Genomic DNA, 18342 nt, shown 5'->3' with positions numbered 1-18342 from the left:
GTCGTTGTTTTAAGCGGCTTTGGCGTCCGGGTTGAACCGGCCGTAGAAGCTTTGACCTTTTTCAGCCATTTCACGCAGCAGGGGCGGGCAGGCGAAACGCGCGCCATAGGCCTCGGCCAGTTGATCGCAACGCTCGGCCGCGTAGGGCGTGCCGATGATGTCCAGCCAGCTGAGCGGACCACCGGACCAAGGCGCAAAGCCCCAACCCAAAATCGCGCCCACGTCACCTTCACGGATGTCTTCCAGAACGCCTTCTTCCAGCGCACGGACCGCTTCCAGAACCTGTGCGAACATCAGACGTTCCTGCACTTCGATCAGGTCAGGCTGCTCAGCGGCCAGAGGGTACTTGTCCTGCAGACCCTTCCAATATTCGACGCGTTTGCCCTTCTCGTCATAGTCGAAGAAGCCTGCATTGGCCTTGCGACCCAGACGGCCCTGTTCCTCCATCCAGAAGATCAGATCGTCCGAAGGGCTTTCGGGATAGGCATTGCCCATCGCCGCCTTGGTCGCACGTGCAATCTTGGCACCCAGATCAATTGAGGTTTCGTCGGTCAGCTGGATCGGTCCCACCGGGAAGCCCAGCTGACGCGCCGCGTTGTCGATCAGGATCGGGCTGACGCCCTCGGTGATCATGCGCGCGCCTTCGTTGATGTAAGGGATGATGCAGCGGTTGGCGTAGAAGAAGCGCGCATCGTTGACCACGATTGGCGTCTTCCGGATCTGGCGCACATAGTCCAGAGCCTTGGCGACGGCGCGATCACCAGTTTCCTTGCCTTTGATGATCTCGACCAGGAACATCTTCTCAACGGGTGAGAAGAAGTGGATGCCAATGAACTGCTCGGGCCGGACGGAGGCTTTTGCCAGATCGGTGATCGGGAGGGTCGAGGTGTTCGAGGCAAAGATGCAATCCTCGGGGATGATCGCCTCGACCTTTTTGGTCATATCGGCTTTCACACCGGGGTCTTCGAACACGGCTTCGATAATCAAATCGCAGCCTTTCAGATGCTCTAGATCAGGGGTCGCGGTGATGCGGGCCAGCAGGGCCTCTTTCTTCTCAGCCGTGGCTTTGCCGCGCTTGATACCCTTGTCCATGTAGCTTTCGGAATAGGCCTTGCCCTTGTCGGCGGCAGCCTGATCACGGTCGACCAGAACAACCTCCATCCCGGCCTGCGCCGAGACCAGAGCGATACCGGCGCCCATCATGCCAGCGCCCAGAACGCCGACCTTTTTAACGCGCTGATCGGCCACATCTTTGGGGCGAACCGCGCCTTTCTCCAAGGCTTCCTTGTTCAGGAACAGCGACCGGATCATGGCCGATGATGAGGGATTCATCAGGACGTTTGTGAACCAACGCGCCTCGATCTTCAGGGCGGTGTCGAAGTCGACCAGCGCCCCTTCGTATATCGAGCTCAGCAGAGCCTTGGCAGCCGGGAAGGCGCCTTGGGTCTTGCCGTTCACCATCGCGTTGGCACCAACGAAAGTCATGAAGCCAGCAGGGTGGTAGGGCGCACCGCCGGGCATTTTGTAGCCTTTCGCGTCCCAAGGCTTGACCAGATCGGCGTCTTTGGCGTTCAGAACCCATTCCTTGGCTGCTGCGACCGGATCGTCCGAAACATCGTCGATCAGCTGTGCGCCCTTGGCTTTCTTCGGGTCCATCATTTTGCCTTCCAGCAGGACCGGAGCGGCTGCCATCGCACCAACCATACGGCTATAGCGCATGGTGCCGCCACCACCGGGGAAGATGCCCAGCAGGATCTCAGGCAGGCCGATCTTGGACTTTGGGCTATTGGTCATGACGCGGTGGTGACAAGCCAGCGCGATCTCGGTCCCGATGCCGGCGCAGGTGCCGTTGATGGCACAGGCGATCGGCTTGCCGCCCTTCTTGGTCTTGGGGTCCATGCCCGCCAGTTCCAACTTGCGCAGTATGTGGTGGCCGCCCATGACAAAATCGAACAGCGCCTGCGCCGGTTCATCACCGGCCTCCTGACGGATGGTGGCCAGCGTGTTCAGGTCCATGCCACCCGCGAATGAGCCTTCTTTGCCCGAGGTAATAACGATCCCTTTGATCTCATCATCGCTCAGGGCCTGATCGATCAGCTGGCTGACCTCCTGAAAGGCCTCGCGGGTCAGAACGTTCATGGATTTGCCCTGAGCATCCCAGGTCACAAACGCGACGCCGTCTGCGTCTTTGGTCAGAGTGAAATCAGTCATTGTCATCTCCAATCTGGTCAGCCGTCAGTGGGCTGCCGTCTTTCCGGGTGAAAGAGAATCCGTTCTCATCATCCTTCACCATCATGTCTATGTCGCTGTAGTAGCCGGTCTCGGTCGGGGTCCGTGTGCCCACCACTAGAAAACTCGCGGGCGCATCGGTCTTGTTCACAAGGTGATGGCCGTTGGCCTCACCGGCTGGCCACGCGGCGCAGTCACCGGGCAGCATCTCATGCTCACCATCGTCGTCGATCAGCACGCATTTGCCGCTGAGCATGACGGCAAACTCGTCCTGCTCCATGTGGTAGTGGCGCAGCGAGGACAGAGCCTGCGGTTCAAGCCGTACGATGTTGACCCCGAACTGGGTCAGTCCGCCTGCATCTCCGACGCCTTGGTTGAAACGGCCAACGACCGCTTCTGCGAGTTTGCCGGGATAAGACGAGCCACCCTTGAACGGGATCTGAGAAAGATCCAGCTTGGGCATCAGACCCGCTCGATAATGGTTGCCGCACCCATGCCGGACGCAATGCAGAGCGTGGCGAGACCGGTCTCCTTGTCCTGACGCTCCAGCTCATCCAGCAGCGTGCCGATGATCATGGCACCGGTTGCACCCAGCGGGTGACCCATTGCGATCGAGCCGCCGTTGACGTTTACCAGCGCCGGATCGACATCGAACGCCTGCTGGAAGCGCAGCACAACCGAGGCGAAGGCTTCGTTCACTTCGAACAGGTCCAGATCGCTGATCTTCATGCCGTTGTTGGCAAGGATCTTCTCGGTCACCGGAACCGGGCCGGTCAGCATGATGGTCGGGTCGGTGCCGATCTTCGCAGTTGCTTTGATGCGGGCGCGCGGCTTGAGGCCGTATTTCTCACCGAATTCCTTGTTGCCGATCAGAACAGCGGCTGAGCCGTCAACGATGCCCGAGCTGTTGCCCGCGTGGTGGATGTGGTTGATCCGCTCCAGATGCGGGTATTTCAGCATCGCGACTTTGTCGAAGCCGGGCATTTGCTCACCCATCATCTGGAAGGACGGGTTCAACGCGCCGAGGCTCTGCATGTCGGTACCGGGGCGCATGTATTCGTCGCGGTCCAGAATGGTCAGGCCGTTCTGGTCCTTGATGGTGATGACCGACTTCTCAAACCGGTTGTCTTCCCAAGCCTCTGCCGCGCGTTTTTGAGACTCTACGGCCAGTGCGTCGGCGTCGTCACGGCTGAACCCATACTCGGTCGCGATGATGTCGGCCGAGATGCCCTGCGGCACGAAATAAGTGTCCATTGCCAGCGTCGGGTCTACGGCAATCGCAGCACCGTCGCTGCCCATGGCCACGCGGCCCATCATCTCAACACCACCAGCGATATAGGCGTCGCCCGCGCCGCCTTTAACCTGGTTCGCGGCCAGGTTCACGGCTTCCATGCCCGAGGCGCAGAAGCGGTTGATCGCAAGACCAGGGATCGACTGGTCGAGGTCCGAGGCCAGAACCGCCGAGCGCGCAAGACAGCCGCCTTGCTCCATCACCTGCGTAACGTTGCCCCAGATCACATCCTCAACGGCGTGGCCTTCGAGGTTGTTGCGTTCCTTGATCGCGTTCAGGGTCAAGGCGGACAGGCGCACCGAGGTTACCTCGTGCAGGCTGCCATCCTTACGGCCCTTGCCGCGCGGAGTGCGCAGGGCGTCATAAATGTAAGCTTCGGTCATGGGTCTTCTCCTTAAGCTCGATCCGACGGGTTGCCGGGCATCAGGTCATAGGGGTGTTTCCAGCCAGGCTGCTCAGACATACGAGTCAGCCAGGCGTCGATGTTGGGCCAGTCGGCTCTGTCAAAGCCGAACGGTTCAGGATAGTAGAGGTATCCGCAGCAGCTGAGATCAGCGTTGGTCACGCTGTCCCCAACAATCCAGTCGCGGCCCTCAAGGTGATTGTTCAGTACATCGTAGGCCGCTTTCAGACGGCCTTGGTTGAAGGCAATCACATCGGCATTGCGGTGTTCTTCTGGCAGGAAGTTCATCAGAAACCGCGTCATGCCGGCCATTGAACTGAGTTTGTGATTGTCCCACAGAACCCAACGCAGAATGTCGTAGTTCTCTTCCCGTGTCTTGCCGCCGAACTTGCCGGATTTTTCGGTTACATAGGCCTGGATCGCGCCGGATTGGGAGGTTTTGAAATCGCCGTCGATCAGGAAGGGCGCTTCGCCCATTACATTTACGTCCGAGCGGAACTCGGGGCTGCGGGTGACGCCTTTGAAGAAATCGACAAAGACCGGCTCCCACTCAAGGCCGGACATTTCCAGCGCCAGAGCGGCTTTGTAAGAATTGCCGCTTTCACCGAAGCAGTGCAGTTTTATGGTCATGCGGTCGCCCCTCCCGTGGCGTTTTGTGCATCGTCCGCCCAAGCTTTTCGGCCTTGGTGCCTAGCGCTTGCGTGCCTCCAACTCGGAATTGAAGAGACGCAACCGGTGGGTCAGGTTGTCTTCGTCGATGACGCTGTTGAAGTTCTCGAACAGAAAAGACAGCGCTTCGCCTTCATCCAACCCGGCCTCGCGGGCGAAGCCGCGAAGTTTGCGATAGCCGTCCTCGGTCATGGCGACCGGGAAACGGCGGGTCAGGCGAAAGCGTTTGGGCATTCTGTCTCCTCCGAATAGTAGGGCCCGGGCGGTGTCGCCCGAGCCCAGACTTTGATCAGAAGTTCGCTGCGTCCAGAACCATCACCGTGTCTGCGCCGGTCTGAATGCGGGAAAGATGCATAGCTGTCGCGGGCAGGCGGCGGGCCATATAGAAACGGCCGGTGTTGATCTTGGTCTCGTAGAACTCTTTGTCAGAGGCCCCACCGTCCAGCGCGTCTTGAGCGGCCTTCGCCATCTGCGCCCACATCAGGCCCAGGCAGACATGACCGAACATGTGCATAAAGTCATAAGACCCGGACAGAGCGTTGTTGGGGTTCTTCATGCCTTCCTGCATGAAGTACATGCCAGCGGCCTGCAGATCCTTGGACGCTGCTTTCAGTGGTTCGATGAAGGCTTTATCGTAGGCTTCGTTCTGGCCCGCGTTTTCCTTGCAGAAGGTTTTGACCATTTCGAAGAACGCCATGACATGCTTGCCGCCATCCTGCGCTAGCTTACGGCCGACAAGGTCCAGCGCCTGAACGCCGTTTGCGCCTTCGTAGATCATGGCGATTCGGGCATCACGGGTGTATTGCGACATGCCCCATTCTTCGATGTAGCCATGGCCGCCATAGACCTGCTGCGCCTGAACGGTCATGTCGTAGCCTTCGTCGGTCAGGAAACCCTTGATGACCGGTGTCAGCAGCGAAATCAGCCCGTCCGCGTCTTTGTCTTCGGAACGGTGCGCCTTGTCGATCATGGTCGCGCCCCACAGCAGGAACGCTCTTGCGCCTTCGGTAAAGCTTTTCTGATCCATAAGGTTACGGCGGATGTCGGGGTGGACGATCAGCGGATCGGCGGGGCCGTCCGGGTTCTTTACTCCGGTCACATCGCGGCCCTGTAGGCGATCTTTGGCATATTCCAGGGCGTTTTGATAAGCAGCTTCGGCCTGTGAGACCCCCTGCATACCCACACCCAGACGCGCTTCGTTCATCATGGTGAACATGGCGCGCATGCCTTTATGCTCTTCGCCCAGCAGCCAACCGGTGGCCTCGTCATAGTTCATGACGCAGGTCGAGTTGCCGTGGATGCCCATCTTCTCTTCGATCTTGCCGACCGAAACGCCGTTACGCTCACCCGGGGTGCCGTCTTCGTTCACGATGAACTTGGGCACGATGAACAGCGAAACGCCCTTGATGCCTTCTGGGCCACCGGGGATTTTGGCCAAAACCAGATGGATGATATTGTCGGCCATGTCGTGATCACCGGCCGAGATAAAGATCTTCTGGCCCGAGATTTTATAGCTGCCGTCGCCCTGAGGTTCCGCTTTGGTGCGCATCAGTCCCAGATCGGTACCGCAATGCGGCTCGGTCAGGTTCATGGTGCCGGTCCATTCGCAGCTGATCATGTTCGGCAGGTATTTGTTCTTCTGCTCGTCCGAGCCGTGCGCCAGAATGGCCGAAGCTGCACCGTGGGTCAGGCCCTGATACATCGTAAACGCCTGGTTCGCGCCCGAGAACATCTCGCCCACGGCCGTTCCAATAACGTAGGGCATGTTCTGGCCGCCATACTCTTCCGGCATGTCGAGGCCAGTCCAGCCGCCTTCTTTCATCTGCTCGAAGGCATCTTTGAAGCCTGTGGGTGTGTACACGATACCGTTTTCCAAACGGCATCCTTCGGTGTCGCCGACAACATTCAACGGGAGAAGAACATTGGTGGCGACCTTGCCAGCTTCTTCCAGAACGGCGCCGGTGAATTCGGCCTCTAGTTCGTTGTAACCCGGAATGTCAGATTCCGAGATTTTCAGGACATCATGCAGGATGAACTGAGTGTCTTTTGTTGGCGCGTTGTAGACGGGCATGTGAAGCTCCCTTAATTCATATGTCCGGAGGGCAGGGCGAAGTTATTCGGCCGCCTTCTTTTCCTGTTTCATCGAGGCGATGACTTTTTCGCCCCAGCGCAACTGCTCTTTCAGATCGTCGATGGCCTGCGTCAGCTCTTCACGGCGCGATTCCATATCGGCCAGACGTTCGCACGCGATTTCATAGGTGCGCGACATCTGGGTCACCTGCTGGTCGCCCACGTGATACAGGTCCAGAAGCTGGCGAATTTCCTCAAGGCTGAAACCAAACCGCTTGCCACGCAGAATCAGCTTTAGCCGCGCGCGGTCGCGTTTGGTGAACAGACGCTTCTGACCCTCGCGGATCGGAAACAGAAGTTCCTTCGCCTCGTAGAACCGCAAGGTGCGGGGCGTGACATCATAGGTCTCGCACATTTCACGGATGGTCATCAGATCTTCGGTCATTCGTCATACTTTCGTCACTGGCGTCTTCCGAATAGAGTTGCGCAGTTGCTGGACGCTTTACAACATGTAGGTGACGTTTACGTAATCCAGACGCTGCGTCATTTCTAAGTTGACGTAACTTCCAGTCGCGTAATGACGGGTTTCGCGAAATTTTCTTTCCCTAGGGGCAAGGGAAATTCGCCCTCAGATTGGTCCGAGGACGCGATTCCAAGGTGCATTGCTTGGTCTCACCAGAACCCAGAAGGGCAGGGTGTTCTACTTGATGGACTTAGCCGTTTGATCCCGAAGCTGTTTGAGGGCATCCATCGCCTCATCAAGCTGGGCGCGCTGCTGGCGCAGCTCTTCCATCTGACGATCTGCCATTTCTACGAAGGTCGCCATCTGAGCTTCGTTGCCTTGATCTTCGTAGATCAACAGCCATTGGCGAATCTCTTCCAAAGGAAACCCGAATTTCCGGCCGCGCATGATCAGGGTCATGCGGGCGCATTCTCTGGGGCCATAGTACCGGGATCGCCCTTCACGGTCGGGCTGCAAGAGCTCGATGTATTCGTAGTAACGCAGGGTGCGTGGAGTCACGTCGAACTCGGCACACATCTCTTTGAATGACAAACGGTTGTCGGACATTCGGGGTCTCCTCGGCAGCAACCTAGGACGTCATGCGAACAAGCGCAACAGGTGGGCTTGCCCTTTGATCGGATGGCGGCTCATAAAGGGGCAAGACAACAGGATATGATCATGGTCGACAAAGCAAAGCTAGCCCGCCAGTTTATCGAAGCTATTCCGCATGCGCGCGCGATGGGCCTTCATCTTAGCCAGATCGGGGAAGGTGAAGCCGAGATAACAATGCCTTACAACGAAGATCTTATCGGAGATCCGCGCACGGGTGTGGTCCACGGCGGCGCGATTTCGACCATCCTGGATACCTGCTGCGGGGCCGCAGTCATGAGCCATCCGTCTTCTCCGGGCGGAACAGCGACGATTGACTTGCGCATCGACTATATGCGCGCTGCCACGCCGGGGCAGAGCATCACCGCGCGGGCCAATTGCTATCACATCACCCGAAACGTCGCCTTCGTGCGGGCAACGGCGATGGATGACGATCTTGACCTGCCAGTGGCGACCGCTTCGGGTTCGTTCACGGTTGAGGGGAAGTAATATGGCCCGTTCCCGTCCCGAACCCATGCAAGTGGTCAAACAACGGCGCGACGCCGCCTTGCGCGCTTTGGTTGATGGCGTGCCCTATATCCGGTTTCTCAATATCAGTTTCGACCGGCGCGGGGATGAGCTGACCGGCGTGCTGAACTTTGACGAGAAACTGATCGGCAACCCGTTTCTTCCAGCCCTTCATGGTGGTGTTACCGCGGCGTTTCTTGAGGTCACTGCCGTTATTACGCTGAGCTGGGAGCACATGTTCTCGGACATCGAAAGTGGTGAAATTGATGCCGAGGCCATTGTTACGGATGAATCGATCCGCTTTCCCAAAACCATCGACTTTACGGTCGACTATTTGCGCTCGGGTCTGCCGCGCGATGCCTATGCGCGCGCCTTTGTGAACCGGGCCGGACGGCGTTACGCCTCGGTTCGGGTTGAGGCCTGGCAAGACAACCATGCCAAGCTTTTTGCACAGGCGACGGGGCATTTCCTCATGCCGCAACAGCCCCGCGACAAGGGCTGAACATGCAGGATGCCTCGGCACCCATAACTCACAAACGGGTGCTGAAGATCGCGGTTCCCATTGTGTTGTCGAACGCGACTGTACCGATCCTCGGCGCGGTGGATACCGGCGTTGTCGGGCAGATGGGGGCGGCTGCTCCGATTGGCGCGGTGGGCATGGGCGCGGTGATCCTGTCCGCGATCTACTGGATATTCGGCTTTCTTCGCATGGGTACCACGGGCCTCGCCGCGCAGGCGCGCGGGGCCGGAGAGACCGCCGAGATGCGCGCCTTGCTCATTCGCGGGTTGATGCTCGGGGGGGCGGCAGGCCTCGTGTTTATCCTTGCCCAGGTCGCGATCTTCAGTGGCGCGTTCTGGCTATCCCCGGCCAGCCCAGAAGTGGAAACACTTGCGCGCTCGTACCTTGAGATTCGAATCTGGGGGGCACCCGCGACCATTGCCCTATACGCGATCACAGGCTGGCTGATCGCTGTTGAGCGGACACGGGGAGTGTTCCTACTGCAGATATGGATGAACGGTCTCAACATCGTGCTGGACCTGTGGTTCGTTCTTGGGCTGGGCTGGGGCGTAGAGGGTGTTGCGATTGCGACCCTGATCGCGGAGTGGACCGGATTGGCACTGGGTCTATGGCTGTGCCGGGACGGGTTTGCCGGGCAAATCTGGCGCGACTGGCCGCGCATTTTCGATGCCACGCGGCTGCGCCGGATGGTGCAGGTGAACGGAGATATCATGATCCGGTCGGTTCTGCTGACTGGCTCGTTCACCACCTTCCTTTTCGTCGGGTCCGATTTGGGAGACGTCAATCTGGCGGCCAATCAAGTGCTGCTTCAGTTCCTTGAAATCACCGCCTTCGCTCTGGACGGATTCGCCTTCTCCGCCGAGGCACTGGTCGGAGGCGCGGTTGGCGCACGGGACCGATACCAAGTGCGGCGCGCCTCGGTCATGGCGTCTCAGTGGGGTGTCGGTGGCGCGGTGCTTCTCAGCGCCGTTTTCTTCTTTGCAGGTCCCGCGCTGATTGATCTGATGTCCACCTCTCCCGAAGTACGCGAGGCGGGACGCACGTTCCTGTTCTGGGCGGCTTTGGCTCCGATCATCGGTGTCGCAAGCTGGATGTTCGACGGTATCTATATCGGGGCCACATGGACCCGCGACATGCGCAATGCGATGCTGCAATCAGTGGCAATCTATGTGGTCGCTTTGTTCATTCTGGTGCCCGCGTTCGGCAACCATGGCCTGTGGGCCGCGCTGATGGTTCTGAACCTTGCGCGCGGCGTGACGATGGGCTGGCGTTATCTGAAGCTTGAAGCTCAGGTGGCCTAGAGCAGGGCGAGCAGATTTTCGGGTGGGCGGCCAATTGCGGCTTTATCGCCCGAGATGGCCAGAGGACGTTCGATCAGGATCGGGTTGTCCGCCATGGCTTGGATCAGCTCCGCATCCGGCGCGTCCTTTGACAGGCCCAGCTCCTTGAACCGTTTCTCGCCCGCGCGCATCATCTTGATGGCTGGCAGGTCCAGCAGAGATTGCGCAGCGCGCAATTCGTCGACCGAGGGAGCGTTCTCAAGGTATTTCCGAACCTCGATCTCTGCACCGCGCTCCTCTAGCAAAGCCAATCCCATGCGGGATTTTGAACAACGCGGGTTGTGCCAATATTCGATCACAGCCAATCCTCTCGCTTGCTGCCTACAGCCTGAGCGACGGTGTCAAACCCATCGCGGGCCAAAAGGTCATCCAGACCCTGCGCGATATCGGCGGCCAAGGACAGGCCGCCATAGACCATCGCGGTGTAAAACTGCACTGCCGACGCGCCTGCGCAGACCTTGGCGTAGGCCTGCTCCGCCGAGCTGACACCGCCCACACCGATCAGAGGGATTTTGCCATCGGTCAGCTGGCTCAAATGGGCCAGAACGCGGGTGGACTTCTCAAACAATGGCGCACCGGACAGGCCGCCTTTTTCGTCCTTGTGCGCACTAAGCAGCCCGTCGCGCGACAGAGTTGTGTTGGTGGCGATGACCGCATCCACTCCCGTTTCCGAGGCCACTTCGGCGATGTCCCGCAATTCATCCTCGGTCAGGTCAGGCGCGATTTTCAGGAAAATGGGCAGAGGGCGCGGCAGAGCGTCCCGCGTCTTGATCACACCACTCAACAAAGCGCCAAGGGCCGCCTTGCCCTGAAGATCGCGCAGCTTTTCGGTGTTGGGGGAGGAGACATTGACCGTCGCGAAATCCAGATGCGCGGCGCAATGGGCCAGCACTTTGGCAAAGTCGCCGGGCCTGTCATCGCTATCCTTGTTGGCACCGAGGTTCAGGCCGATCACCGCATCCTTAGGACGGCTGGCCAACCGTTCAGCCATCACCTCCATACCTTCATTATTGAAGCCGAAACGGTTGATGGCGGCTTTGTCCTCGGTCAGGCGGAACAGGCGGGGTTTCGGGTTGCCGGGTTGCGAGCGTGGGGTCACCGCTCCGACCTCGATGAACCCAAACCCTGCGCGGGAAAGAGGGGCCAGAACCTCTCCGTTCTTGTCGAACCCGGCGGCGAGGCCTACGGGGTTGGGCAGGCGCAGCCCTGCGAGTTCGGTCTGTAGACGCGATGACGTCACCGGTCCGGGCGTTGGCGCCAGGCCGGCCTGCAAGGCCTTGATCGACAGACCATGGGCCGCTTCAGGGTCCATACGGTGCAGGGCGGCGAGGCCCAGTTTCTCGGTCAGTTTCATCCGAAAGACGCGCCTCCTTGCGCGGTACCGCAGCGGATCAGGCGGGAGGTTGCGACAGCGGCCTGACGGTGGACCACCGCAGACCGGTAAACCGGGTCTGTTACCATTTCAAGAAACGCATGGGCTGTAGGATATCGGGCAATGAACACTTCATCCCAGACCTCGTCTTGCGGTCCGATCAATGTGGTCTGAAACGCCCCGCGCCACAGGATTGACGCACCGATTCTGGCGATGATCGGGGCGGTTTCAGTCCCGTAGTGCCGATAGGCTTCGGCGCCCGTCAGATCTTTATCTGCCAAAGCATGGCCCATCGGATAGTCGGCCTTGGCGCGAAACCTGACAAGGTTCAGCATCTCTATGGGTTGATCCCGATCCAATGCCTTGAAGGCTTCGAACTGTTCGCGGTCGGGATCAATATAGGCGGTCATACCATCTCGCTCGGGAATTGGTGGGTTTGACCATCGAAGGGCAGGGGGCGGGACCAGACCACGTCGCTCAGCCGGATTTGGCGGTAGAGATGCGGAAACAACGCCCCACCGCGCGACACTTCCCATTTCAAGTCGTCGCCCATGGCGTCAGCGTTGCAGCCAAGCAGTGTCAGACCTTCAACCCCAGCAAAGTGTTTGGCAGCGGTTTCCGCCGCCTGTTCGGCTGTCGAAAAGTGGACGAACCCGTCAGCGATATCAATTGGCGCGCCATCAGTTGCGCCATTTGCCTGCAACGCGGCCCATTCCTCGGCCCGGAATATCTTGTAGATCAGCATGAGGGTCTGATGCCCCGCATAGCCCGTGGAATCAAGCCGGATTTCCCCCTTTGACTCTTCCGCCGCATCAGCGCACGATCCCGAAAAACAATGACAGGGAGTTTCAACATGGTAAGCCGCCTTTTGACGTCGGTCGCGATCCTCGGCCTGAGTGCAGGCATCGCTGCTGCCGACTACAAGCTGACCATTCTGCACACCAACGACATTCACAGCCGGATCGAGTCGATCAACAAATACGATTCCACTTGCGATGCTGAAGATGAAGCCGAAGGGAAGTGTTTTGGCGGTGTGGCGCGTCTGAAAACAGCCGTTGACGCCAAGCGCGCCGAACTGGCGGATGAGAATGTACTTTTGCTAGATGCGGGCGATCCGTTTCAGGGCTCGTTGTTCTACACGACCTACAAAGGTGCCGCCGAAGCCGAGTTCATGGAAGCTATCGGTTATGACGTGATGGCCGTCGGCAACCACGAATTCGATGACGGCCCCGAAGGTCTGGCAGCCTTCATCGACGCGGTTAGCTTTCCCGTCATCTCGGGCAATCTGGACCTGTCCTCTTCGGCCGAGCTGAAGGACAAGGTGCAAAACCACGTGGTGCTTGAGGTGGGTGGCCAGAAGATCGGCATCATCTCGGCCCTGGCCACGGATACGGTGGACACGTCGAGCCCTGGCAAGGACGTTGTTTTTCAGGATGAGGTCGAAAGCCTGAAGGCGGATGTGGCGGCTTTGGAAGCCGAAGGTGTGGACATCATCATCGCGCTGAACCACGTGGGTTTGGCTCAGGATATTAAGATCGCCGAACAGGTGCCCGGCCTTGATCTGGTTGTCGGTGGGCACTCGCACACCCTGCTGTCCAACACGGATGAGGACGCGGCAGGTGCGTACCCGGTGATGGTGGGCGAAGTTCCGGTGGTTCAGGCCTATGCCTATTCGAAATATCTAGGCGAAATCACCCTGACCTTTGATGACGACGGCAATCTGATTTCGGCAGAGGGTGAGCCGATTCTGTTGGATGCCTCTGTCACACCAGACGAGGGCATCGCAGCCCGTGTCGCCGAAATGGGTGCCCCGATTGAAGAGATGAAGGGCCGCGTTGTCGCCAGCTCAGCTGCGACCATCGAAGGCTCGCGTGATGTCTGCCGTGTGCAAGAATGCGAGATGGGCAATCTGGTTGCAGATGCCATGCTGGCCCGCGTTGCGGATCAAGGCGCGCAGATCGCGATTGCGAATGCGGGTGGCCTGCGTGCCTCGATCGACGAAGGCGAGGTCACCATGGGCGAAGTGCTGACGGTCCTGCCGTTCCAGAACACCCTGTCGACCTTTGAGATCAACGGTCAGGGCGTGATCGACGCGCTGGAAAACGGCGTCAGCCAGGTCGAAGAGGTCAAAGGCCGGTTCCCGCAAGTCGCAGGCCTGACCTTTACATGGGACCCCTTAGCCGCCCCGAATGAAGGGCGCATCACCGAGGTGATGGTCGCCGATGGCGACGGTTTTGTTCCGATTGATCCCTCGGCCACGTATCTGGTGGTGACCAACAACTACGTGCGCAACGGCGGTGACGGCTACAGCGTCTTCGAAGGCGACGACAAGAATGCCTATGACTTCGGCCCGGATCTCGCGGATGTAACGGCGGAATATTTGGCAGAAAACGCGCCGTACCAGCCTTATCTGGATGGTCGTATCAAGCAGAAGTAAGACCTGAAAAGCCGTGCCCGTTGGGTGCGGCTTTTTTGGGTGAAATCGCATCCCGCTACGATCCGGGATTGGACAACGGACTGATGTGCGGACGGTTTGCAATCACTTTGCCCAATGACGCGATGGCGCAGCTGTTTGCCGCGCGCCCAGCGAATGCTTTGCCCGAAGTGCCCAACTATAACGTCTGCCCGACCAATCAGGTGCACGTCGTTCGCGCAGGAGATTCTGGTCGTCGCTTGGATGCGCTGCGTTGGGGCTTTCTGCCCCATTGGTACAAGGCCGAAAATGCAGGCCCCTTGTTGATCAACGCACGGGCCGAGACTCTGGCCGAAAAACCCGCTTTCCGCGACGCCTGTCGATCGCGGCGCTGCCTGATCGTGGCGACGGGGTTCTATGAATGGACTAAGACCCAACAAGGGACGCGCCTGCCATGGTACATCCATCGCAAGGACGGTGCGCCCACCGCCTTTGCGGGTGTCTGGCAGGATTGGGGGCCGGAACAGGCACGGCAATCCACCTGTGCCATCGTGACGACTCAGGCGAACCAGAACCTGTCGACCATTCACCACCGGATGCCTTTAATCTTGGAATCAGACGATTGGTCCCTTTGGTTGGGAGAGGCGGGAAAAGGTGCCGCGCGGTTGATGCAACCGGGTGCCGAGGATGTGCTGGAGTTTCATCGTGTCGACCCCGCCGTGAACTCCAATCGGGCGTCTGGCCCGGACCTGATCGAACTCATCGAGGACTAACAGCAGATGCGTTCCCTTTACTTGCGACCAAAAGGCAGGCGCTTGGTATGGCATTGAAATTCAAAGATCTACCGCAGCTTTATGCGCACGGGTTCGATACGGTCATCGACGTCCGCAGCCCGGCAGAGTTCGCCGAAGACCACCTGCCGGGGGCGATCAATCTGCCGGTTCTGGACAATGAAGAGCGCGCGCGGGTCGGCACGATTTACAAACAGAAAAGCCCTTTTCTGGCGCGAAAGCTTGGGGCGGCGCTGGTGTTTCGCAATGCGGCCAACCATATCGAACAACGCCTCAGCCATCATGAGGGGAACTGGCGGCCCTTGGTTTATTGCTGGCGCGGCGGGCAACGCTCGGGCTCGTTTACATGGATGTTGCAACAGATCGGCTGGCAGGCGGATGTCGTCGATGGAGGTTATCGGACCTATCGTCGGCTGGTGAAGGCCTACCTATACGACCAGCCGCTGCCCTTCCAACTGATCGCGCTGGATGGCTACACCGGCACCGCCAAGACCGAGTTGTTGCACCATCTGGATCGTCGCGGCGTGCAAGTGGTTGATCTGGAGGGGCTCGCCAACCATCGTGGCTCACTGCTGGGGGAAAGACCAGGTGGGCAGCCCAGTCAGAAGGCTTTTGAATCCGCCCTGTCAGCCGCCTTTTGCGCCCTGGACCCATCTCGCTCGGTTGTGGTTGAAGCGGAGTCGTCGAAAATAGGCGATCGCATCCTGCCACCCAGCGTCTGGACGGCGATGTGCGCCGCGCCGCGTATTCATATAGACGCGCCTTTGTCCGCCCGGTCGGCTTATTTGACGCAGGCCTATGACAACATCCTGTCGGATACCGAGCGCCTTCGGGATCGCCTGTCTCCACTGCGATCTCATCGCGGGCATGAGGTCGTGGACGGGTGGTTGAACCTCATGTCGTCCGGCGACAAACAGGCTTTGACGCGTGCGCTGATGGAGCAGCACTATGATCCGGCATATGCTAAATCCCAGCGTCAACACCCGGCCAAGATTTTGGCGCGGATCGAGATTGCGCAGTTGGATGACAATGGCCTGAGGGGCGCGGCGGATCGCATCAAAAACACGCTGGATCAGCTTTGAAGGTTCAACCCCGGAGTGTCGGTCAAATGCCCGATCCGCGCAGCCGGGTAACCCGCCGCTCGCAGATCCTCAAGCAATTTGTCGGCGATCTCGGGTGCTACCGCAGCCAGCAGTCCGCCCGCTGTTTGTGGGTCGAACAACAGCGCCGCTTTGCCGTCCATGTGCAGCTCGGGCGCGATAGAACGGTTATCTGCAAAAAGGGTCGATTGGATTCCGGCGTCGCTGAGCTCGATGGCTCCGAGCATCACGGGGACGGCCTCAAGATCAAGCACAGCGCCGCAATGTGATGCCTCACACAGCCCGTGGAGATGCCCGGCCAAGCCGAACCCTGTGACGTCGGTCATCGCGTGGGCCTCTGCCAGAATGCGGGACGCTGCGCCTTGCGGTTGGGTCATCATCTCATAGGCTTGCGCGACCGTTGCGCCCTCGGCCCGTCCGGCCATTTCGGCAGCCATCACAACGCCGCTGCCGATGGGTTTGGTTAGGACCAACACATCGCCGGGCCTGCCGCCCGCGAGAGTGATTGGGTCTTTCGTGCATAGTCCGGTCACCGTGAAGCCAATCGTCATCTCATCGCCCATTGAGCTGTGGCCGCCGACGATCTCGGCTCCGGCGTCTCGCATGACGTCGTTGGCGGTTTGCATGATCTCGGAAAGCGTCCGTTCCTGCAGGTCAGAGGACATGCGTGGCAGGATGAGAGTGGCCGTTGCAGCCTGTGGCGCGGCCCCCATCGCCCAAATGTCCCCCAGCGCATGGACCGCAGCGATGCGAGTCATCAGGACGGGGTCGTCGGTGACACTGCGCAGGTGGTCCGTGGTGATGACCTGCCGCGCTGTCCCAGTTGTCAGCAGCGCGGCGTCGTCTCCGGGCAGCGCCGTCACGTCTTGACGCAATGGCTCAGGCAGCGCAGCAAGAGCGCCGCGTAGCGCGCCACGACCGAGTTTCGCCCCACAGCCGCCGCACATTGGTTTGTTTCCAAGCGCTTCGGTCATACCGGCGGCATGGGCGCGCGGGAGGGCGGGGGTCGCCATGGTAGGCAGATTGCGGAACTTATTCATGAAGCCTTGGTCGATATGGTCCTTCCAACGCCACATCAGGGCGCCGCTGAACGACGTGCCCAGACGCTCGGCCAACGCGGACTTGCCGCCCAATGAGATAAGCTTCAGATAGTCCTTCTGCGGCACATAGCGCTGCATGGTCCCAGCCCCCAGCGCCGCGCGCAGGTTGTTGAACAATACTGGCGCCTCGCGCACCGCGTAGACGCCTGCTTTGGGGCGCGGGTTCTCGGTCAGGTGGGCGCAGTCTCCGGCGGCGAAGATGACGGGGTCGCTGGATTGCAGGTGGCCGTTCACGCGGATGAAACCTTCTTGCAGGTCCAGCCCGGTGTGCTGGATCCAGCTATAGGGTCTCGCCCCCGCAGCGCCGGTCACAAACTCGGCAGGGATCTGGCGGCCATCGTCAAGTTCGACATGATCTGCGGCGATCTCTTTTATTGAAACTCCCTCGAGCACGTCGATGCCAAGACCGGCCATAGCCTTGCGGATCGTCGCTGCGGCCTTGGGGCCGGTCGCTGTCAGGGCCGAGGCATTGTCGATCAGCGTGATCCGCGCGGGTCTGCCCTTGGTTTCCAGCGCTTGGGCCATGGCCATCGCCAGCTCGACCCCAGCGACGCCTCCGCCTATCACGGCCACCGAGGCAGGGCCGGTGCTGTCTAGATATGCAGACCAACGCGCGGCAAAGACGCCCAAGGGTTTGGCCGGAACGGCATGGTCTGCAAAACCTGGCAGGGCGGGCATGTCCGAGGTGATCCCGACGTTGACCGAGGCGACATCGAATGCCACCGGAGGCCGTCCCGGCACATGCAAATGGCGCTGGTCAATGTCGAGCCCCTCAACCGCGCCCAGAATGACCCGTGCGCCCGCGAAACGGGCCAGACGGACCAAATCAATGTCCAGATCAGAGCGGGAGTAGTGACCAGCGACAAAGCCGGGCAGCATCCCAGAATAGGGCGCAGTCGGGCCGGGGTTGATCACCGTTACGCGCGCGCCGTGCAGAGGGTTCATCCCCCATTTACGCAGCAGCAAAGCATGGGTGTGACCTCCGCCAATCAAAACCAGATCACGGGTCAGGGGCAGCGGAGGGTTATGCATCAGGCTCAGTTCGTGCTGTGATCAGGGACGTCTTCAACCTGCTCGACCGCGTGGGTGGCCCAAAGCTCGTCCTCGCCCGCATCCGGCAGATCCTGCGGCTTTTCATGACGATGAATGTGCCATTTGGCAATGAACAGGGCCGTGATCGGGGCCGTCAGGAACAAAAACAGCGTGATCAGCAGCTCATGCATCGACAGTTTGCCCTCAAGCAACACGGAATGTGCAATCGAGGCCAGTAGCACGCCGCCCACACCCAGCGTTGTCGCTTTGGTCGGCGCGTGCAGGCGCGACATCGGGTCTTTCAGTTTGATCATCCCAAACGATCCAACGAAGCCGAAGATACCCGACATGATCAGGAAGGCGGCAATCAGCAATTCGACGAGAAATGTCATGT

At 59.6% G+C, this 18342-nt stretch carries 20 protein-coding genes; 6 read left to right on the top strand and 14 right to left on the bottom strand.

All coding sequences use genetic code 11. The features are described from left to right. Positions 1 to 9 precede the first annotated feature (9 nt). The 8 genes from ACRZ95_RS03725 to ACRZ95_RS03690 all read right to left on the bottom strand — a co-directional run bounded on the left by ACRZ95_RS03725 (position 10) and on the right by ACRZ95_RS03690 (position 7731). Positions 10 to 2211, bottom strand: a complete 2202-nt coding sequence (locus ACRZ95_RS03725) for a 3-hydroxyacyl-CoA dehydrogenase NAD-binding domain-containing protein (RefSeq protein ID WP_170676668.1) — start codon at positions 2209 to 2211, stop codon at positions 10 to 12. Continuing rightward, positions 2204 to 2692, bottom strand: coding sequence for a cupin domain-containing protein (locus ACRZ95_RS03720; protein ID WP_170676666.1), 489 nt, complete (start codon positions 2690 to 2692; stop codon positions 2204 to 2206). The genes ACRZ95_RS03725 and ACRZ95_RS03720 overlap by 8 nt, the downstream gene beginning before the upstream one ends. Next, a complete protein-coding gene (locus ACRZ95_RS03715) occupies positions 2692 to 3903 on the bottom strand; it encodes an acetyl-CoA C-acetyltransferase (RefSeq protein WP_170676664.1) in 1212 nt (403 codons plus the stop codon). Before ACRZ95_RS03715 ends, ACRZ95_RS03720 begins: the two co-directional genes overlap by 1 nt. A gap of 11 nt (positions 3904 to 3914) precedes the next feature. Continuing rightward, positions 3915 to 4553, bottom strand: coding sequence for a glutathione S-transferase family protein (locus ACRZ95_RS03710; protein ID WP_170676662.1), 639 nt, complete (start codon positions 4551 to 4553; stop codon positions 3915 to 3917). A gap of 60 nt (positions 4554 to 4613) precedes the next feature. Continuing rightward, a complete protein-coding gene (locus tag ACRZ95_RS03705; RefSeq protein WP_170374251.1) occupies positions 4614 to 4826 on the bottom strand; it encodes a hypothetical protein in 213 nt (70 codons plus the stop codon). A gap of 55 nt (positions 4827 to 4881) precedes the next feature. After that, the gene (locus ACRZ95_RS03700; protein ID WP_170676660.1) at positions 4882 to 6663 is read right to left on the bottom strand and encodes an acyl-CoA dehydrogenase C-terminal domain-containing protein; all 1782 of its coding nucleotides are present in this window, start codon (positions 6661 to 6663) and stop codon (positions 4882 to 4884) included. A 42-nt stretch (positions 6664 to 6705) separates the two neighbouring features. Continuing rightward, a complete protein-coding gene (locus tag ACRZ95_RS03695; protein ID WP_170374246.1) occupies positions 6706 to 7107 on the bottom strand; it encodes a MerR family transcriptional regulator in 402 nt (133 codons plus the stop codon). Between the two features lie 255 nt (positions 7108 to 7362). Further along, positions 7363 to 7731, bottom strand: a complete 369-nt coding sequence (locus ACRZ95_RS03690; RefSeq protein ID WP_170374244.1) for a MerR family transcriptional regulator — start codon at positions 7729 to 7731, stop codon at positions 7363 to 7365. A gap of 111 nt (positions 7732 to 7842) precedes the next feature. On the opposite strand from ACRZ95_RS03690, the gene ACRZ95_RS03685 reads away from it, so the two are divergent. Genes ACRZ95_RS03685 through ACRZ95_RS03675 form a run of 3 tightly spaced genes read left to right on the top strand, consistent with a single transcriptional unit; the run spans position 7843 to position 10101 of the window. Beyond that, a complete protein-coding gene (locus ACRZ95_RS03685; RefSeq protein WP_170676658.1) occupies positions 7843 to 8262 on the top strand; it encodes a PaaI family thioesterase in 420 nt (139 codons plus the stop codon). Position 8263: 1 nt separating this feature from the next. Next, on the top strand, positions 8264 to 8782 hold the full coding sequence (locus ACRZ95_RS03680) for a PaaI family thioesterase (RefSeq protein WP_170374239.1): 519 nt from the start codon (positions 8264 to 8266) through the stop codon (positions 8780 to 8782). 2 nt (positions 8783 to 8784) lie between these two features. Next, positions 8785 to 10101: an MATE family efflux transporter gene (locus tag ACRZ95_RS03675; protein WP_170676657.1), complete on the top strand. Its 1317-nt coding sequence runs from the start codon at positions 8785 to 8787 to the stop codon at positions 10099 to 10101. Here ACRZ95_RS03675 and arsC read toward each other — a convergent pair. Genes arsC through ACRZ95_RS03655 form a run of 4 tightly spaced genes read right to left on the bottom strand, consistent with a single transcriptional unit; the run spans position 10098 to position 12257 of the window. Further along, positions 10098 to 10439 (bottom strand): arsenate reductase (glutaredoxin), encoded by a 342-nt coding sequence (gene arsC, locus ACRZ95_RS03670; protein WP_170676655.1) that lies wholly within the window; start codon positions 10437 to 10439, stop codon positions 10098 to 10100. The genes ACRZ95_RS03675 and arsC overlap by 4 nt on opposite strands. Further along, positions 10436 to 11494: a quinone-dependent dihydroorotate dehydrogenase gene (locus ACRZ95_RS03665; RefSeq protein ID WP_170676653.1), complete on the bottom strand. Its 1059-nt coding sequence runs from the start codon at positions 11492 to 11494 to the stop codon at positions 10436 to 10438. The genes arsC and ACRZ95_RS03665 overlap by 4 nt, the downstream gene beginning before the upstream one ends. After that, positions 11491 to 11922, bottom strand: a complete 432-nt coding sequence (locus ACRZ95_RS03660) for a DUF1330 domain-containing protein (RefSeq protein WP_170639458.1) — start codon at positions 11920 to 11922, stop codon at positions 11491 to 11493. The genes ACRZ95_RS03665 and ACRZ95_RS03660 overlap by 4 nt, the downstream gene beginning before the upstream one ends. Then, complete coding sequence (locus tag ACRZ95_RS03655) at positions 11919 to 12257, bottom strand: DUF952 domain-containing protein (RefSeq protein WP_170374228.1); 339 nt, start codon at positions 12255 to 12257, stop codon at positions 11919 to 11921. The genes ACRZ95_RS03660 and ACRZ95_RS03655 overlap by 4 nt, the downstream gene beginning before the upstream one ends. Before the next feature lie 108 nt (positions 12258 to 12365). Between ACRZ95_RS03655 and ACRZ95_RS03650 the strand changes: the two genes are divergently transcribed. The 3 genes from ACRZ95_RS03650 to mnmH all read left to right on the top strand — a co-directional run bounded on the left by ACRZ95_RS03650 (position 12366) and on the right by mnmH (position 15798). Beyond that, positions 12366 to 13949: a bifunctional metallophosphatase/5'-nucleotidase gene (locus ACRZ95_RS03650; RefSeq protein ID WP_170676651.1), complete on the top strand. Its 1584-nt coding sequence runs from the start codon at positions 12366 to 12368 to the stop codon at positions 13947 to 13949. Positions 13950 to 14032: 83 nt separating this feature from the next. Beyond that, complete coding sequence (locus tag ACRZ95_RS03645; RefSeq protein WP_170676718.1) at positions 14033 to 14698, top strand: SOS response-associated peptidase; 666 nt, start codon at positions 14033 to 14035, stop codon at positions 14696 to 14698. Positions 14699 to 14745: 47 nt separating this feature from the next. Next, entirely contained in the window at positions 14746 to 15798 is a 1053-nt protein-coding gene (mnmH, locus tag ACRZ95_RS03640) for a tRNA 2-selenouridine(34) synthase MnmH (RefSeq protein WP_170676649.1), read from the top strand. Here the strand turns inward: mnmH and selD are convergent. Then, entirely contained in the window at positions 15789 to 17948 is a 2160-nt protein-coding gene (gene selD, locus ACRZ95_RS03635) for a selenide, water dikinase SelD (protein ID WP_170676647.1), read from the bottom strand. The two genes, mnmH and selD, sit on opposite strands and share 10 nt — an antisense overlap. Before the next feature lie 5 nt (positions 17949 to 17953). Further along, entirely contained in the window at positions 17954 to 18340 is a 387-nt protein-coding gene (locus ACRZ95_RS03630) for a Na+/H+ antiporter subunit G (protein ID WP_170374220.1), read from the bottom strand. Positions 18341 to 18342: the final 2 nt, after the last annotated feature.

Source organism: Ruegeria sp. AI3, assembly GCF_056541245.1.
This window is presented reverse-complemented; position numbering and strand designations above follow the sequence as displayed.

What these genes read in the sequence shown, in the direction of transcription:
- ACRZ95_RS03725 (WP_170676668.1), bottom strand. Translation starts at nt 2,211, where the DNA reads ATGACTGATTTCACTCTGACCAAAGACGCAGACGGCGTCGCGTTTGTG.
- ACRZ95_RS03710 (WP_170676662.1), bottom strand. Translation starts at nt 4,553, where the DNA reads ATGACCATAAAACTGCACTGCTTCGGTGAAAGCGGCAATTCTTACAAA.
- ACRZ95_RS03655 (WP_170374228.1), bottom strand. Translation starts at nt 12,257, where the DNA reads ATGCTGATCTACAAGATATTCCGGGCCGAGGAATGGGCCGCGTTGCAG.
- ACRZ95_RS03700 (WP_170676660.1), bottom strand. Translation starts at nt 6,663, where the DNA reads ATGCCCGTCTACAACGCGCCAACAAAAGACACTCAGTTCATCCTGCAT.
- ACRZ95_RS03695 (WP_170374246.1), bottom strand. Translation starts at nt 7,107, where the DNA reads ATGACCGAAGATCTGATGACCATCCGTGAAATGTGCGAGACCTATGAT.
- ACRZ95_RS03630 (WP_170374220.1), bottom strand. Translation starts at nt 18,340, where the DNA reads ATGACATTTCTCGTCGAATTGCTGATTGCCGCCTTCCTGATCATGTCG.
- ACRZ95_RS03680 (WP_170374239.1), top strand. Translation starts at nt 8,264, where the DNA reads ATGGCCCGTTCCCGTCCCGAACCCATGCAAGTGGTCAAACAACGGCGC.
- mnmH (WP_170676649.1), top strand. Translation starts at nt 14,746, where the DNA reads ATGGCATTGAAATTCAAAGATCTACCGCAGCTTTATGCGCACGGGTTC.
- ACRZ95_RS03715 (WP_170676664.1), bottom strand. Translation starts at nt 3,903, where the DNA reads ATGACCGAAGCTTACATTTATGACGCCCTGCGCACTCCGCGCGGCAAG.
- ACRZ95_RS03705 (WP_170374251.1), bottom strand. Translation starts at nt 4,826, where the DNA reads ATGCCCAAACGCTTTCGCCTGACCCGCCGTTTCCCGGTCGCCATGACC.
- ACRZ95_RS03685 (WP_170676658.1), top strand. Translation starts at nt 7,843, where the DNA reads ATGGTCGACAAAGCAAAGCTAGCCCGCCAGTTTATCGAAGCTATTCCG.
- ACRZ95_RS03650 (WP_170676651.1), top strand. Translation starts at nt 12,366, where the DNA reads ATGGTAAGCCGCCTTTTGACGTCGGTCGCGATCCTCGGCCTGAGTGCA.
- ACRZ95_RS03645 (WP_170676718.1), top strand. Translation starts at nt 14,033, where the DNA reads ATGTGCGGACGGTTTGCAATCACTTTGCCCAATGACGCGATGGCGCAG.
- ACRZ95_RS03665 (WP_170676653.1), bottom strand. Translation starts at nt 11,494, where the DNA reads ATGAAACTGACCGAGAAACTGGGCCTCGCCGCCCTGCACCGTATGGAC.
- ACRZ95_RS03660 (WP_170639458.1), bottom strand. Translation starts at nt 11,922, where the DNA reads ATGACCGCCTATATTGATCCCGACCGCGAACAGTTCGAAGCCTTCAAG.
- ACRZ95_RS03690 (WP_170374244.1), bottom strand. Translation starts at nt 7,731, where the DNA reads ATGTCCGACAACCGTTTGTCATTCAAAGAGATGTGTGCCGAGTTCGAC.
- ACRZ95_RS03675 (WP_170676657.1), top strand. Translation starts at nt 8,785, where the DNA reads ATGCAGGATGCCTCGGCACCCATAACTCACAAACGGGTGCTGAAGATC.
- ACRZ95_RS03720 (WP_170676666.1), bottom strand. Translation starts at nt 2,692, where the DNA reads ATGCCCAAGCTGGATCTTTCTCAGATCCCGTTCAAGGGTGGCTCGTCT.
- selD (WP_170676647.1), bottom strand. Translation starts at nt 17,948, where the DNA reads ATGCATAACCCTCCGCTGCCCCTGACCCGTGATCTGGTTTTGATTGGC.